At 63.2% G+C, this 16,618-nt stretch carries 12 protein-coding genes, 1 tRNA gene and 1 pseudogene; all 14 read right to left on the reverse strand.

The genetic code is table 11. The annotated features are described in order from the left end of the window. On the reverse strand, positions 1–200 hold a 200-nt coding region (locus tag TEP_RS15570), incomplete at its 3' end, for a GTP-binding protein (RefSeq protein WP_240790714.1). 51 nt (positions 201–251) lie between these two features. Beyond that, complete coding sequence (gene fusA, locus TEP_RS15575; RefSeq protein WP_132825862.1) at positions 252–2,393, reverse strand: elongation factor G; 2,142 nt, start codon at positions 2,391–2,393, stop codon at positions 252–254. A gap of 135 nt (positions 2,394–2,528) precedes the next feature. Then, on the reverse strand, positions 2,529–2,996 hold the full coding sequence (rpsG, locus tag TEP_RS15580) for a 30S ribosomal protein S7 (RefSeq protein ID WP_025879343.1): 468 nt from the start codon (positions 2,994–2,996) through the stop codon (positions 2,529–2,531). 12 nt (positions 2,997–3,008) lie between these two features. Beyond that, a complete protein-coding gene (gene rpsL, locus TEP_RS15585; RefSeq protein ID WP_025879344.1) occupies positions 3,009–3,383 on the reverse strand; it encodes a 30S ribosomal protein S12 in 375 nt (124 codons plus the stop codon). A gap of 395 nt (positions 3,384–3,778) precedes the next feature. Next, positions 3,779–8,020: a DNA-directed RNA polymerase subunit beta' gene (gene rpoC, locus TEP_RS15590; protein WP_093821425.1), complete on the reverse strand. Its 4,242-nt coding sequence runs from the start codon at positions 8,018–8,020 to the stop codon at positions 3,779–3,781. Positions 8,021–8,092: 72 nt separating this feature from the next. Further along, complete coding sequence (gene rpoB / locus TEP_RS15595; protein ID WP_117309621.1) at positions 8,093–12,247, reverse strand: DNA-directed RNA polymerase subunit beta; 4,155 nt, start codon at positions 12,245–12,247, stop codon at positions 8,093–8,095. 327 nt (positions 12,248–12,574) lie between these two features. Continuing rightward, on the reverse strand, positions 12,575–12,943 hold the full coding sequence (gene rplL, locus TEP_RS15600) for a 50S ribosomal protein L7/L12 (RefSeq protein WP_132825863.1): 369 nt from the start codon (positions 12,941–12,943) through the stop codon (positions 12,575–12,577). A gap of 63 nt (positions 12,944–13,006) precedes the next feature. Further along, complete coding sequence (gene rplJ / locus TEP_RS15605; RefSeq protein ID WP_049469632.1) at positions 13,007–13,543, reverse strand: 50S ribosomal protein L10; 537 nt, start codon at positions 13,541–13,543, stop codon at positions 13,007–13,009. Between the two features lie 388 nt (positions 13,544–13,931). Continuing rightward, on the reverse strand, positions 13,932–14,630 hold the full coding sequence (gene rplA, locus TEP_RS15615) for a 50S ribosomal protein L1 (RefSeq protein ID WP_025879349.1): 699 nt from the start codon (positions 14,628–14,630) through the stop codon (positions 13,932–13,934). Between the two features lie 4 nt (positions 14,631–14,634). Beyond that, positions 14,635–15,063 (reverse strand): 50S ribosomal protein L11, encoded by a 429-nt coding sequence (rplK, locus tag TEP_RS15620; protein WP_004145248.1) that lies wholly within the window; start codon positions 15,061–15,063, stop codon positions 14,635–14,637. 196 nt (positions 15,064–15,259) lie between these two features. Next, positions 15,260–15,820, reverse strand: coding sequence for a transcription termination/antitermination protein NusG (gene nusG / locus TEP_RS15625; protein ID WP_049469630.1), 561 nt, complete (start codon positions 15,818–15,820; stop codon positions 15,260–15,262). Positions 15,821–15,830: 10 nt separating this feature from the next. Further along, on the reverse strand, positions 15,831–16,244 hold the full coding sequence (secE, locus tag TEP_RS15630) for a preprotein translocase subunit SecE (protein WP_132825864.1): 414 nt from the start codon (positions 16,242–16,244) through the stop codon (positions 15,831–15,833). Positions 16,245–16,292: 48 nt separating this feature from the next. Continuing rightward, positions 16,293–16,368, reverse strand: a tRNA-Trp gene (locus tag TEP_RS15635). Positions 16,369–16,469: 101 nt separating this feature from the next. Then, positions 16,470–16,618 (reverse strand): annotated as a pseudogene (gene tuf, locus TEP_RS15640) (elongation factor Tu); the annotation flags it as partial.

The following is a 16,618-nucleotide window of genomic DNA, read 5'->3' on the forward strand; positions in this document are numbered from 1 at the left end:
TGCGCGGTCGAGATCGTGATGCCACGTGCCTTTTCTTCCGGCGCGGCGTCGATCGCGGAGTAATCCTTGAACTCGCCACCGAAGCGCTCTGCACCGATCTTGGTCAGTGCGGCGGTCAGCGTGGTCTTGCCGTGATCGACGTGACCGATGGTGCCGACGTTGACGTGCGGCTTGGTGCGCTCGAACTTACCCTTTGCCATTGTTCTATACCTTGATTATGTAAGTGGTTTTCAGGAGAGGCTGAGCGAGGCTCAGCCCTTCTTCATGACGGCTTCGGCGATGTTGTTCGGCGCCGGCTCGTAATGGTCGAATTCCATGGTGAAGGTGGCGCGGCCCTGGGTCTGCGAACGCAGCGCAGTGGCGTAGCCGAACATTTCACCCAGCGGGATCATCGCGTTGATGATGCTGGCCGAACCATCACCGGTGGTGTCGGAACCCTGCAGCACGCCGCGACGACGGCTGACGTCGCCCATCACGTCACCCTGGTAATCCTCCGGGGTCACGATCTCGACCTTCATGATCGGCTCCAGCAGCACCGGCTTGGCCTTGGCGAAGCCCTGCTTGAAGGCCATCGACGAAGCCAGCTTGAACGCCATTTCCGAGGAGTCGACGTCGTGGTACGAACCGAACACCAGCTTGACCTTGACGTCCACGACCGGGAAGCCAGCCAGCGGACCGCTGGTGATGGTTTCGCGCAGGCCCTTTTCGATCGAAGGAATGAATTCCTTCGGGATCACGCCGCCGGTGATGTCATTGACGAACAGGAAGTCGTCCTTGATAGCCGGGGCCAGCTTGGGATCGGCACGGTCGGCAGCGGTCAGCGGCGACAGCTCGATCACGACGTGACCGTACTGACCCTTACCACCGGACTGCTTGGCGTGCTTGTAGTCCGACTTGACGTCGGCCAGGGTGATGGTTTCGCGGTAGGCCACCTGCGGCGCGCCGACGTTGGCTTCAACGTTGAACTCGCGCTTCAGGCGGTCGACGATGATGTCCAGGTGCAGCTCGCCCATGCCCGAGATGATGGTCTGGCCGGATTCCTCGTCGGTCTTGACGCGGAACGACGGATCTTCCTGGGCCAGGCGACCCAGGGCCAGACCCATCTTTTCCTGGTCCGACTTGGTCTTCGGCTCGACGGCCATCGAGATCACCGGCTCCGGGAACGTCATGCGCTCCAGGATGATCGGCTGGTCGATGGAGCACAGGGTGTCACCGGTGGTGGTGTCCTTCAGGCCCACGGCAGCAGCGATGTCACCGGCCAGAACTTCCTTGATTTCCTCGCGGTTGTTCGAGTGCATCTGCAGGATGCGGCCGATGCGCTCCTTCTTGCCCTTGACCGAGTTCAGCACGGTGTCGCCACCGTTCAGGGTGCCCGAGTACACGCGGAAGAAGGTCAGCGCGCCGACGAACGGGTCGGTGATGATCTTGAAGGCCAGCGACGAGAACGGAGCCTTGTCGTCGGACTTGCGGCTCATTTCCTTGGTTTCGTCGTCAACGTCGGTACCGGTCACGTCCGGCACGTCGACCGGCGACGGCAGCAGCTGCACCACGCCGTCGAGCATGGCCTGCACGCCCTTGTTCTTGAACGCCGAGCCGCAGAACATCGGCACGATCTCGGTGGCCAGCGTACGGATACGCAGCGCGTTGATGATTTCAGCCTCGGCCAGCTCTTCGCCGCCCAGGTACTTTTCCATCAGCTCTTCGTTGGCTTCGGCCGCAGCTTCGATCATGAAGGTACGGGCTTCTTCAGCCTTTTCCTGCAGGTCGGCCGGGATTTCGCCGTACTCGAACTTCATGCCCTGGGAAGCTTCGTCCCAATGGATGGCCTTCATCTTCAGCAGGTCGACAACGCCCTTGAAGCCTTCTTCAGCGCCGATCGGCAGCTGCATCGGCACGGCGACAGCGCCGAGCTTGGCCTTCAGCTGGTCGCGGACCTTGTAGAAGTTGGCACCGGTGCGGTCCATCTTGTTGACGAACGCGATGCGCGGCACCTTGTAGCGGTTGGCCTGGCGCCACACGGTTTCCGACTGCGGCTGCACGCCACCGACGGCGCACAGCACGAACACCGCACCGTCGAGCACGCGCAGCGAGCGCTCCACTTCGATGGTGAAGTCGACGTGCCCGGGGGTGTCGATGATGTTGAAGCGGTGCTCCGGCAGGGACTTGTCCATGCCCTTCCAGAACGCGGTGGTGGCAGCGGACTGGATCGTGATGCCACGCTCCTGCTCCTGCTCCATCCAGTCCATGGTGGCGGCGCCGTCATGCACTTCACCGATCTTGTGGCTCTTGCCGGTGTAGAACAGGATGCGCTCGGACGTGGTGGTCTTGCCGGCATCGATGTGAGCCATGATGCCGAAGTTGCGGTAACGCTCGATGGGAGTGGAACGGGCCACGGGAGCCTCTCAATTTCTTGGAATTCGGATGGCCGAACGCCGCCTTTCGGCGGCCTTCGGATTGGCGCAGCCCTTCTGGGCCGCGAGGCAGCACCGAGATGGTGCTGCCCTGCCTGTTTTACAAGGCCGTCAAACTCACCAGCGGTAGTGGGCGAATGCCTTGTTGGCTTCGGCCATGCGGTGGGTTTCTTCGCGCTTCTTGATGGCGCCGCCGCGGTTTTCCGAGGCATCGATCAGTTCAGCGGCCAGCTTCTTCGGCATGGTGTTCTCACCACGCTTGCGCGCGGAGTCGATCAGCCAACGCATGGCCAGCGCCATCTTGCGCGAGGCGCGCACTTCGACCGGCACCTGGTAGGTGGCACCACCGACACGACGCGACTTGACTTCGACCGACGGAGCCACGTTTTCCAGAGCCTTCTGAACCAGCTCGACGGAATTCGGGTTCTTCTCACCGATCACGTCCATGGCGCCATAGACGATCTTCTCAGCGACCGACTTCTTGCCGCTCAGCATCACCATGTTGATGAAACGGGCGATGGTTTCGCTTCCGTGCTTCGGATCCGGCAGGACTGCGCGCTGCGGCGTATTACCTTTACGAGACATGTGTGCTTTCCCTTAGCTCTTCGGACGCTTGGCGCCGTACTTGGAACGGCCCTGGCGACGCTTGGCAACGCCGGAGGCGTCCAGCGAACCACGAACGGTGTGGTAACGCACACCCGGCAGATCCTTGACGCGACCGCCACGGATCAGGACCACGGAGTGCTCCTGCAGGTTGTGGCCTTCACCGCCGATGTAGGAAATCACTTCTTCCTGGTTGGTCAGGCGAACCTTGGCAACCTTGCGAAGGGCCGAGTTCGGCTTCTTCGGAGTAGTGGTGTAAACGCGCGTGCAGACGCCACGGCGCTGGGGGCACTTTTCGAGAGCCGGCGAGGCGCTCTTATAAGTGGTTGCCTGCCGCGGCTTGCGGACAAGCTGATTGATCGTCGCCATCAGTATGTTCTTCTGAGAGAGGCCGAAAAAAACCGGCCATGAATGCGGATATGTGCGAGCAGGCGAAAAACCGGCCTGCTGAGACAGACGATTGTAGCAACTTGACGAAAACGCGGTCAAATGCGCACGCGCCAAGCCAGCCCTGATCCAGGGCCGTTACAGGGGAGCCTTCTCCATGCCCCCCGTTCAGGTTGTCGCCCGACCCATCGCTGGGCCGGGGCGGCATCCTACCTCATCGACGGCGAACAGACCAGCGGCCTGCGCCCTCGAGTGCAGATCCCGCCGAAGCGGGTCCTGCGTGATACGTGCCCGGCACGGAGCCGGGATACCCAGCAGGGTCCGGCCGATGGCCGGGCCCTGCCCGATCGCGGTCCGGCCGAAGCCGGACCCAACGATCAATCCTCGGCCTGCTCGGCGTCGGTCGACTCCACCACCACTTCCGGTGCTGCCACGGCCACGGCGGCTGCAGCTGCCGGGGTGCCGGCCAGGGTCTGCATTTCCGAGTCCGTCAGCCCGCTCGCATTGCGGCGGCGGTTGGCGTGGTAGGTCAGGCCGGTACCGGCCGGGATCAGACGGCCGACGATCACGTTCTCCTTCAGGCCGCGCAGGTTGTCCTTGGTGCCGCGGACGGCAGCCTCGGTCAGCACGCGGGTGGTTTCCTGGAAGGAAGCGGCCGAGATGAACGACTCGGTTGCCAGCGAGGCCTTGGTGATGCCCAGCAGCACCGGGTCGAAACGGGCGATCAGCTCGTTGCGGGCGGTGAGGCGAGCATTTTCCTCGATGACACGCTGGCGTTCGACCTGTTCGCCGTTCAGGAACTTGCTGCTGCCCTGATCGGTGATCTCGACCTTGCGCAGCATCTGGCGGGTGATCACCTCGATGTGCTTGTCGTTGATCTTCACACCCTGCAGGCGGTACACGTCCTGGATTTCCTTCACCAGGTAGGCGGCCAGCGGCTCGACGCCCAGCAGGCGCAGGATGTCCTGCGGGCTCGGCTCGCCGTCGACGATGGTTTCGCCCTTGGTCACGTGCTCACCTTCGAACACGATGACCTGACGGTACTTCGGAATCAGCTCTTCGTGCTCCGAACCATCGGTGTCCTTGATGATCAGGCGCTGCTTGCCCTTGGTGTCCTTGCCGAAGCTGATGATGCCCGAACGCTCGGCCAGCACGGCCGGGTCCTTCGGCTTGCGCGCTTCGAACAGATCGGCCACGCGCGGCAGACCACCGGTGATGTCGCGGGTCTTGGACGCTTCCTGCGGGATCTTGGCAACCACGTCGCCCACGCCGACGGCAGCGCCGTCCTGCAGGTTGACGATCGAGCGCGGCGGCAGCAGGTACTGCGCCGGCAGGTCGGTGCCCGGAATCGACAGGTCGTTGCCCTTGCCATCGACGATGCGGACGATCGGGCGCAGATCCTTGGCCTGGGCGCCGCGGCGCTTCGGGTCGGTGATCTCGCGCGAGGCCAGGCCGGTCAGCTCATCGGTCTTCTCGATGACGGTGATGCCGTCGACGAAGTCGATGAAGCGGATGAAGCCGGCCACTTCCGAAACGATCGGGTGGTTATGCGGATCCCAGTTGGCCACGGTCTGGCCAGCCTTGATCGAATCACCATCCTTGGAAGTGATGGTCGCACCGTACGGCAGCTTGTAACGCTCACGCTCACGACCGTGGGCATCGAGCACCGAGATTTCGCCCGAGCGCGACACTGCCACCAGCGAGCCATTGGCGTGCTCGACCGACTTGAGGTTGCTGAACTTGACCGAGCCGGTGGTCTTGACGGTGATGTTGTCGACCGCAGCAGCTCGCGACGCCGCACCACCGATGTGGAACGTACGCATGGTCAGCTGGGTACCCGGCTCACCGATGGACTGGGCGGCGATGACGCCGACCGCTTCACCGATGTTGACCAGGTGGCCACGGGCCAGATCGCGGCCGTAGCAGCGACCGCAGACACCGAAGGCCGATTCGCACGAGATCGTCGAACGCACCTTGATGCTCTGCACGCCGGCGTCTTCCAGCTTGGCGACCCAGGCTTCGTCGAGCAGGGTGTTGCGGGTGACGATCGGATCTTCGTCGTTGCCCGGCAGGAACACGTCCTCGGCAACCACGCGACCCAGCACGCGGTCCTTCAGCGGCTCGACCACGTCGCCGCCTTCCACGATCGGGGTCATGATCAGGCCTTCGGTGGTACCGCAATCCACCTCGGTGATCACCACGTCCTGCGCCACGTCGACCAGACGACGGGTCAGGTAACCCGAGTTCGCGGTCTTCAGCGCGGTATCGGCCAGTCCCTTACGGGCACCGTGGGTGGAGTTGAAGTACTCCTGCACGTTCAGGCCTTCGCGGAAGTTCGCCTTGATGGGCGTCTCGATGATCGAGCCATCGGGACGGGCCATCAGGCCACGCATGCCGGCCAGCTGGCGGATCTGCGCCTGGCTGCCTCGTGCACCGGAGTCGGCCATGATGTACAGGGAGTTCATCGACTTCTGGTCGATGGTCTCGCCCTTGGCATTGATGACCTTCTCGGTACCGATGGTGTCCATCATCGCCTTGGCGATGCGCTCATTGGTGCGCGACCAGATGTCGACCACCTTGTTGTAGCGCTCGCCGGCGGTGACCAGACCCGACTGGTACTGCTCCTGGATTTCCAGCACTTCGGCTTCGGCCTCGGTGAGGATGCCCTTCTTCTCGTCCGGGATCAGCATGTCGTCGATGCCGATCGAGACGCCGGCGCGGGTCGCGTAGGCGAAGCCGGTGTACATCAGCTTGTCGGCGAACACGACCGTGTCCTTCAGACCCAGCTGGCGGTAGCTGGAGTTGATCAGGCGGCTGATGTTCTTCTTGGTCAGCTCGGTGTTGGCCAGCGCGAACGGCAGGCCTTCCGGCAGGATTTCAGCCAGCAGGGCGCGACCGATCGTGGTGTCCACGATCGAGGTCTTGTTCTGCTTGTTGCCTTCTTCGTCGGTCACCACCTCGGTGATGCGGACCTTGACGCGTGCGTGCAGTTCCACCACGCGGTTGTCGTAGGCGCGCTTGACTTCGGCGATGTTGGCGAAGGCCATGCCCTCGCCCTTCTTGTTTTCCAGCGAGCGGGTCATGTAGTACAGACCCAGCACGACGTCCTGCGACGGCACGATGATCGGCTCGCCGTTGGCCGGCGACAGGATGTTGTTGGTCGACATCATCAGCGCACGCGCTTCCAGCTGGGCTTCCAGCGAGAGCGGCACGTGGACGGCCATCTGGTCACCGTCGAAGTCGGCGTTGAACGCGGTGCAGACCAGCGGGTGCAGCTGGATGGCCTTGCCTTCGATCAGGACCGGCTCGAAGGCCTGGATGCCCAGACGGTGCAGGGTCGGCGCACGGTTCAGCATCACCGGATGCTCGCGGATGACCTCTTCCAGGATGTCCCAGACTTCGGCTTCTTCGCGCTCGACCAGCTTCTTGGCGGCCTTGATGGTGGTGGCCAGGCCCCGACGCTGCAGCTTGGCGAACACGAACGGCTTGAACAGTTCGAGCGCCATCTTCTTCGGCAGGCCGCACTGGTGCAGGCGCAGGTACGGACCGACCACGATGACCGAACGGCCCGAGTAGTCGACGCGCTTGCCGAGCAGGTTCTGGCGGAAGCGACCCTGCTTGCCCTTGATCATGTCGGCCAGCGACTTCAGCGGGCGCTTGTTGGTGCCGGTGATGGCACGGCCACGACGGCCGTTGTCCAGCAGCGCATCGACCGATTCCTGCAGCATGCGCTTTTCATTACGCACGATGATGTCCGGCGCGCTCAGTTCGAGCAGGCGGCGCAGGCGGTTGTTGCGGTTGATGACGCGGCGGTACAGGTCGTTCAGATCGGAGGTCGCGAAGCGGCCACCATCCAGCGGAACCAGCGGACGCAGGTCCGGCGGCAGCACCGGCAGGACGGTCATGACCATCCACTCCGGACGGTTGCCCGATTCCAGGAAGGCTTCGATCAGCTTGATGCGCTTGGTCAGTCGCTTCAGCTTGGTTTCCGAGCCAGTGCTGGCGATCTCTTCGCGCAGGCGGGTCATTTCCGACTGCAGGTCGATGGTGCGCAGCAGTTCGTACACGGCCTCGGCGCCCATGGCGGCGTCGAAATCGTCGCCGTGCTCCTGGCGGGCCTGCAGGTACTGTTCTTCGGTCAGCAGCTGGCGGCGCTCCAGGGCGGTCAGGCCCGGCTCGGTCACCACGTATGCTTCGAAGTACAGCACGCGCTCGATATCGCGCAGGGTCATGTCCAGCATCAGGCCGATGCGCGACGGCAGCGACTTCAGGAACCAGATGTGCGCGACCGGGGAAGCCAGGTCGATGTGGCCCATGCGCTCACGACGCACCTTGGCCAGAGTCACTTCGGTGCCGCACTTCTCGCAGACCACGCCGCGGTGCTTCATGCGCTTGTACTTGCCGCACAGGCACTCGTAGTCCTTGACCGGTCCGAAGATGGCGGCGCAGAACAGGCCGTCACGTTCCGGCTTGAAGGTACGGTAGTTGATGGTTTCCGGCTTCTTCACTTCGCCGAAGGACCACGAACGGATCAGGTCCGGCGAAGCCAGCGCGATCTTGATCGCGTCGAAGTCCAGCGTCTGGCGCTGCTGGTTGAAGAGGTTGAGCAGGTCTTTCATGGTGTTCTCCAGAAGGAGGAATGCTGTGTCGATGGGCTTTCAGTTCACTGCCAGCCGCCGCGCCGGCATGGATCAGTTGTCTTCCAGTTCCATGTTGATGGCCAGCGAGCGGATTTCCTTCACCAGGACGTTGAAGGATTCCGGCATGCCCGCGACCATCTCGTGCTCACCGTCGACGATGTTCTTGTACATCTGGTTGCGGCCCTGCACGTCATCGGACTTCACCGTCAGCATTTCCTGCAGGGTGTAGGCCGCGCCGTAGGCTTCCAGCGCCCAGACTTCCATTTCACCGAAGCGCTGGCCGCCGAACTGCGCCTTGCCGCCCAGCGGCTGCTGGGTGACAAGCGAGTACGGACCGGTCGAACGGGCGTGCATCTTGTCGTCGACCAGGTGGTTCAGCTTCAGGTAGTGCATGTAGCCAACGGTGGTGTGGCGATCGAAGGCTTCACCGGTGCGGCCGTCATACAGCTGGGTCTGGCCACTGCTCGGCAGGTCGGCCAGTTCCAGCATGCGCTTGATTTCCGCTTCGGTGGCACCGTCGAACACCGGCGTTGCCATCGGCACGCCGTCGGTCAGGTTGCGGGCCAGGCGCAGCAGTTCCTCGTCGCTGAACTGCGACAGGTCGACACGGTTGGCCACGTTGGTGTCATCGTGGTTGTAGATGTCGTCCAGGAACTTGCGCAGGTCGGCGACCGCGGCCTGGGCTTCCAGCATTGCCTGGATCTTGCGACCCAGACCCTTGGCGGCCCAGCCCAGGTGCACTTCCAGGATCTGCCCGATGTTCATGCGCGACGGCACGCCCAGCGGGTTCAGCACGATGTCCACGGTTTCGCCCGAGGCCATGTACGGCATGTCCTCGACCGGCACCACGTTGGACACCACACCCTTGTTGCCGTGGCGACCTGCCATCTTGTCGCCCGGCTGGATGCGGCGCTTCACTGCCAGGAACACCTTGACCATCTTCAGCACGCCCGGGGCGAGGTCGTCGCCAGCGGTGATCTTGCCGCGCTTGTCGGCGAAGCGACGCTCGAATTCCTTCTCGTGCGCCTGGATCTGCTTCTGTGCGCGTTCGATGGCTTCGGCGGCGTCCTCGTCCTTCATGCGCAGCACGAACCAGTCGGCCTTCTTCAGGCCATCCAGGTAGGCGTCGGAGATGACGTCGCCCTTCTTCAGGCCGGCGCCACCGTTGACCACCTTGCCGACGATCTGCGAACGCAGACGGGCATAGATGGCTGCTTCCAGGATGCGGAACTGGTCGTCGAAGTCCTTCTTGACGCGCTTGATTTCAGACTCTTCGATCTGACGGGCGCGCTTGTCCTTCTCGATGCCGTCGCGGGTGAAGACCTGCACGTCGATGACGGTGCCGTCCATGCCCGGCGGCACGCGCAGCGAGCTGTCCTTCACGTCCGAAGCCTTCTCGCCGAAGATCGCGCGCAGCAGCTTCTCTTCCGGGGTCAGCTGGCTTTCGCCCTTCGGGGTGACCTTGCCGACCATGATGTCGCCGGCGCGGACTTCGGCACCGATGTACACCACGCCGCTTTCGTCCAGGCGGTTCAGCGCCTGCTCGGAAACGTTCGGGATGTCGGCCGAGATTTCCTCCGGCCCCAGCTTGGTGTCACGCGCAACGCAGGTCAGCTCTTCGATGTGGATCGTGGTGTAGCGATCCTCTTCCACCACGCGCTCGGAGAGCAGGATGGAGTCTTCGAAGTTGTAGCCGTTCCACGGCATGAAGGCGATCAGCATGTTCTGGCCCAGGGCCAGTTCACCGATGTCGGTGGACGGACCATCGGCCAGCACGTCGCCACGCGCCACCACGTTGCCCACTTCCACCAGCGGTCGCTGGTTGATGCAGGTGTTCTGGTTGGAGCGGGTGTACTTGATCAGGTTGTAGATGTCCACGCCGGCGTCGGACGCGTCGGTGATCTCGGCTTCATTGACCTTGACCACGATGCGGGCGGCGTCGATCTGCACGATCTCACCACCACGACGGGCGTTCACGGTCACGCCCGAGTCACGCGCCACGGCGCGCTCGATGCCGGTACCGACCAGCGGCTTCTGCGCACGCAGGGTCGGCACGGCCTGACGCTGCATGTTGGCGCCCATCAGTGCGCGGTTGGCGTCATCGTGCTCCAGGAACGGAACCAGCGCGGCCGCGATCGACACGGTCTGCATCGGCGAGACGTCCATGAAGTGGACTTCCGCCGGCGGCTTCAGCAGCGATTCGCCCTGGTAACGGCAGGGGACGAACTGCTCGGTCAGCACGCTGTTGGCATCGGTCAGGGCGTTGGCCTGGGCGATGACGTACTCGTTTTCCTCGATGGCCGACAGGAACTCGACTTCGTCGAATACCTTGCCGTCCACGACCTTGCGGTACGGGGTCTCGAGGAAACCGTACTGGTTGGTGCGGGCGTACACGGCCAGCGAGTTGATCAGGCCGATGTTCGGGCCTTCCGGCGTTTCGATGGTGCAGACGCGGCCGTAATGGGTCGGGTGCACGTCGCGCACTTCGAAGCCGGCGCGCTCACGGGTCAGGCCGCCCGGGCCCAGGGCCGAGACGCGACGCTTGTGCGTGACTTCCGACAGCGGGTTGTTCTGATCCATGAACTGCGACAGCTGCGAGGAGCCGAAGAATTCCTTGATCGCCGCAGCCACCGGCTTGGCGTTGATCAGCTCCTGCGGGGTCAGGCCTTCCGACTCGGCCATCGACAGGCGTTCCTTGACCGCGCGCTCGACGCGGACCAGACCCACGCGGAACACGTTCTCGGCCATTTCACCGACCGAACGCACGCGACGGTTGCCCAGGTGATCGATGTCATCGACCACGCCGCGACCGTTGCGGATCTCGGTCAGAACCTTGATCACGTCCAGGATGTCCGAGCTGTCGCCGTGGGCGGCAACGAGGCGCTTGGACTCTTCGTCGTTGCGCTCACCGTAGTACTTGCGGTCGTACAGCACGGCTTCGCCGGTGGTTTCCTTGCGGCCCACGCGACGGTTGAACTTCATGCGGCCGACGGCGGACAGGTCGTAGCGCTCGAAGGTGAAGAACAGGTTGTGGAACAGGTTCTGCGCGGCATCCTTGGTCGGCGGCTCGCCCGGACGCATCATGCGGTAGATCTCGACCAGGGCTTCCAGCTGGGTCTTGGTCGGATCGATGCGCAGGGTGTTGGACAGGTACGGGCCACGATCCAGGTCGTTCACCCACAGGGTGCCCACGGCATCGACGCCGGCCTTGCGGAAGGCCTGCAGCTGTTCGTCGGTGATTTCGTCGTTGGCCTGCGCCAGCAGTTCGCCGGTGGAGGCATCGACCACGTCGTGCGACAGGATGCGGCCGACGATGTAGTCGTCCGGCACGGCCAGGGCGGCGATGCCCGAGGCTTCCAGCTGCTTGATGTGGCGCGCGGTGATGCGCTTGCCGGCTTCCACGATGACCTTGTCGCCGTCGGCGAGGTCGAAGCCCAGGGTTTCGCCGCGCAGGCGCTCGGGCACCAGCTCCAGCTGGACGCCTTCATCCGGGTTGATGTGGAAGGTGTTGATCTCGAAGAACTCGGCCAGCATCTCTTCGTTGCTGTAGCCAAGCGCACGCAGCAGGATCGACACCGGCAGCTTGCGGCGACGATCGATACGGGTGAACAGCGCGTCCTTCGGGTCGAACTCGAAGTCCAGCCAGGAGCCGCGGTAAGGAATGATGCGGGCGCTGTACAGCAGCTTGCCCGAGCTGTGGGTCTTGCCACGATCGTGGTCGAAGAACACGCCCGGCGAGCGGTGCAGCTGCGAGACGATGACGCGCTCGGTGCCGTTGACGATGAAGGTGCCGTTGTCGGTCATCAGCGGGATTTCGCCGAGGTAGACCTCCTGCTCCTTCACGTACTTGATGGCCTTGGTCGACGACTCGCGGTCGTAGATCACCAGGCGCACGGTCACGCGCAGCGGCGCACCGTAGCTCATGCCACGCTGACGGCACTCACGCTCGTCGAAGACCGGATCACCCAGCTTGTAGCCGACATATTCCAGGGCAGCATTGCCGCTGTAGCTGGCGATCGGGAAGACCGACTTCAGTGCAGCGTGCAGGCCGTGGTCCGTGCGCTTGGCCGGATCGACGTTTTCCTGCAGGAATTCACGGTAGGAATCCACCTGGATGGCGAGCAGGAACGGCACTTCGAGAATCGAACGCTGCTTGCCGAAATCCTTGCGGATACGCTTTTTTTCGGTGAACGAATAGGACGTCATGAGGTCTTCCACCTTGTTGTGCGGGTCGTGCGCCCACGACCCGAAGGGAACTTGAAATTGTCAGTTGGAAGTCGCTGGTATTGCCGGCACCAGCACGCCTTCTCCCGCTACTTCCAACTGCCAACTCGTCTGCATCCACTCCCCCGCCGCCGCGCGTTGCGCTGGCCGGCCAGGGTTTGACCGCAGCCCGTGTTGGGCTTTTTTGCCGTTTTTCACATCCACGCATGGCGTGGATCTACAGCACCGCAACAACGACCAAAGGCCGGGGGCTTACGCCCCCAGCCTTGGCTGCATCGCCGGATTTCGATGGCGACGCAAAGGAAGTGCTTACTTGACTTCGACAGTCGCGCCAGCAGCTTCCAGGTCCTTCTTCATCTTCTCGGCTTCGTCCTTCGAAGCGTTGTCCTTCAGGACGCCGCCGGCTTCGGCCAGGTCCTTTGCTTCCTTCAGGCCCAGGCCGGTGATGGCGCGGACGGCCTTGATGACTTCAACCTTCTTTTCGCCAGCGCTCTTCAGGGTGACGACGAATTCGGTCTGCTCTTCGACCGGAGCGGCCGGGCCGGCCGGGCCAGCAACGGCAACCGGAGCAGCGGCGGAGACGCCGAACTTCTCTTCGATGGCCTTGACCAGCTCCATCACTTCCATCAGGGACTTCTCGGCGATGGCGTCGACGATCTGTTCGTTGGTAAGGGACATGATAATTACCTTTGGATGTTTTTCTGGATTGAGGTTCCGTCAGGAACCACGATTGGTCGAAACTCAGGCGGTCTCGGCGGCCGGTTCAGCAGCGTCGGCGGCGACGTCGCCACCATTCTGCTTGTCGCCGATTGCCTTGATGGCGCGGGCGAACATCGTGACCGGCTCGGTCAGGACACGTGCCAGCATTGCCAGGGCCTGGTCGCGGGTCGGCAGCGATGCCAGAACCTCGACGTGGCTCGCCGGGAACACTTCACCACCGATTGCGACGACCTTGGCCTTCAGCTTGTCGTTGCCCTTGGCGGCATCCTTGATCAGGCGACCGGCTGCACCGGGCTCCTCGAGCGAGAACGCGTACAGCAGCGGACCAACCATCTGGTCCTGTGCGACTGCGAACTCGGTGCCTTCGACGGCACGCGAAGCCAGGGTGTTCTTGACAACTTTCAAGAAAACGCCGGTTTCACGAGCCTGCTTGCGCATCGCGGTCATCTGGGCGACCGTGGTGCCAGCGTATTCGGCTGCGATCAAGGAGTGGGCCTTGGCGGCGATGTCTGCCAGCTCCGCGACTACTTCTTGCTTCTGGGACAGATTGAGAGCCATTGCACTCCTCCGATTGAACTCCGCTTACGGCTCCTGCCGTGTGCGGTCCTGTGCGGCATCCGTCCTGGACGCCGGGAACATCGGAATGATGTTCCGGGGGGTGGGCCGTTCTAGACCTGGAGTGGGCCAACCTGGGTAACCCCAGACGTGCGTGAACCAGAAAAACTCCAGAAGGGCACCATCTACGCAGGGTGATTCCGGGGAATCGATTAAGCGTTCGTGACTGCTCCGGCGGCGACTCCCTGCCAAATCGAGCTTCCGTGCCCGTCGCCGGCATGCCACGACCGCACCTGCGGTCTTTGACGGCTACCACCGGCGATGGGTTGCCGGCGATGCCTTCAAATGTCACGGTCGCGGGACCCGAGGGACCCGCGACCGCTTGAAACGATTACTTCAGGCTCAGCGACGACTGGTCGACGGTGACGCCCGGGCCCATCGTCGAGCTGACCGAAACCTTCTGCAGGTAGGTGCCCTTCGAGGTAGCCGGCTTGGCCTTGATCAGGTCCAGCAGCAGCGCGGTCAGGTTCGACTTCAGCGCGTCTTCGGCGAAGTCGGCCTTGCCGATGGTGCAGTGGATGATGCCGGCCTTGTCGGTGCGGTAACGCACCTGACCCGACTTGGCATTCTTCACGGCCTCACCCGGGTTCGGGGAGACGGTGCCGACCTTCGGGTTCGGCATCAGGCCGCGCGGGCCCAGCACGGTACCCAGCTTGCCGACGACGCGCATTGCGTCCGGGGTCGCGATCACGACGTCGTAGTTCAGATCGCCGGCCTGCATCTTCTCGGCCAGGTCGTCCATGCCGACGGCTTCGGCGCCAGCGGCCAGGGCTTCGTCAGCCTTGGCACCGGCCGGAGCGAAGACAGCGACGCGGACCGACTTGCCGGTACCTGCCGGCAGCACGGTGGAGCCACGAACCTGCTGGTCGGACTTCTTCGCGTCGACGCCCAGGCGCACGGCAACGTCGATCGACTCGACGAACTTGGCCTTGGTGGCGGTCTTCAGGATGTTGATCGCGTCCTCGAAGGCGTATGCCTTGCCCGGAACGATAGCGGCCTTGATGGCCTTCTCACGCTTGGTCTGTGCCATCTTCTTAACCCTCCACCACGAGGCCCATGGAACGGGCAGAGCCAGCGATGGTACGCACGGCGGCGTCCAGATCGGCGGCAGTCAGATCCGGTTCCTTCGCCTTGGCGATCTCTTCCAGCTGCTTACGGGTGACCTTGCCGACCTTCTCGGTGTTCGGGCGCTTGGAGCCCGACGAGATGCCAGCGGCCTTCTTCAGCAGGGTGGTGGCCGGAGTGCTCTTCGTGATGAAGGTGAACGTACGGTCCGAATAGGCCGTGATGATCACCGGAACCGGCAGACCCGGCTCGAGCTTCTGCGTGGCGGCATTGAAGGCCTTGCAGAATTCCATGATGTTCAGGCCGCGCTGACCCAGCGCAGGACCGACCGGCGGCGAGGGGTTGGCCTGACCGGCCTTCACCTGCAGCTTGATATAACCGACAACTTTCTTTGCCATGTGAGTACTCTCCGGGTGCTAGCGCCTTGCGACAACAGGCTCCCCATCGGACCGGGAATCACGCGTCCCGGCATCGCGTTTTGAAATCATGCCGAAGGCCACCTTTCGGTGGCCTCGTCCCGCCAGCTTCCCAACGGGAGCCGCGCAGCATATCAGGTTTTTTCTTCACATGCCTGAAGCGGCACGTGAATTCTGCTCAGACGGCCTTTTCGACCTGACCGAACTCGAGTTCGACCGGGGTGGCGCGACCAAAGATCAGCACCGAGACGCGCAGACGGCTCTTCTCGTAATTGACTTCTTCGACCACACCGTTGAAGTCGTTGAACGGACCGTCGGTGACGCGGACCATCTGCCCCGGCTCGAACAGCACCTTCGGACGCGGCTTCTCGACACCTTCCTGGACACGGTTCAGGATCGACTCGGCCTCGGAATCGGCGATCGGCAGCGGACGATCGGCGGTTCCGCCGATGAAGCCCATGACGCGCGGGGTTTCCTTGACCAGGTGCCAGCTTTCGTTGTCGATGCGCGGAATGCCCGCTTCTTCGTGGGTCTCGATCTGGACCAGCACGTAACCCGGGAAGAACTTGCGCTCGGAACGGCGCTTCTGGCCGGCGCGCATTTCGATCACTTCCTCGGTCGGAACCAGGACGTCGCCGAAGCGCTCTTCCATGCCGTCACGGACGATGCGATCGCGCAGAGCCTGCGCCACCGACTTCTCGAAGCCCGAATAGGCGTGAACGACGTACCAACGCTTCATGCATTTCTCCTTAGCGGCCCAGGAACCACTGAGTCAGTTTCTGGATGAGGAAGTCGAACCCACCCAGCAGCAGGCTGAGGATCAGGACGACGACAATCACCACCCAGGTCATGCGAATGGCTTCCTGACGGGTCGGCCAAACCACTTTACGCAGCTCGAAACGCGACTCGGAGAGGAATTCGCGGGTGTCGCGCCCCTTGCCGGTCAGCATGAACACGCCGATACCGCCAACCAGGCCGACCACGACCGCCAACGCACGCAGCTGACCCGCCCACGCGCCCAGCTGGGCAGCGCGACCGGAGTCGGCGGAGAACCAGAACCAGACGAACAGACCTGCCAGCACCAGCAGCGATGCGAGGACGTACTTGACGATATCCCCGCCTTGCGCGGAGGTGTCCTTGGAATGTTCGATCTTGCTATTCATCAGGCTGTGTCTGCTTTAGCGGCAGGGCCGCTCGGTAAGGTGGGCAGATGGCACGCCAGGAGGGACTCGAACCCCCAACCTGCGGTTTTGGAGACCGCTGCTCTGCCAATTGAGCTACTGGCGTACGTTGAAAACTTGCCTTCCCTTAGACGGCGAAGGCGGACCGAGGTTCCCGGCCCGCCACTCGCCAGACCGGCAGCGCTATGCGACCGCCGGCATGCAGGCTTACTCGAGGATGGTGGCAACCACGCCAGCACCGACGGTACGGCCACCTTCGCGGATGGCGAAGCGCAGGCCGGCGTCCATGGCGACCGGGTTGATCAGGGTGACAACCATCTTCACGTTGTCGCCCGGCATCACCATCTCGACGCCTT

This window comes from Stenotrophomonas sp. TEPEL (assembly GCF_004348785.1).
In the GTDB taxonomy this organism is placed as follows: domain Bacteria; phylum Pseudomonadota; class Gammaproteobacteria; order Xanthomonadales; family Xanthomonadaceae; genus Stenotrophomonas; species Stenotrophomonas indicatrix.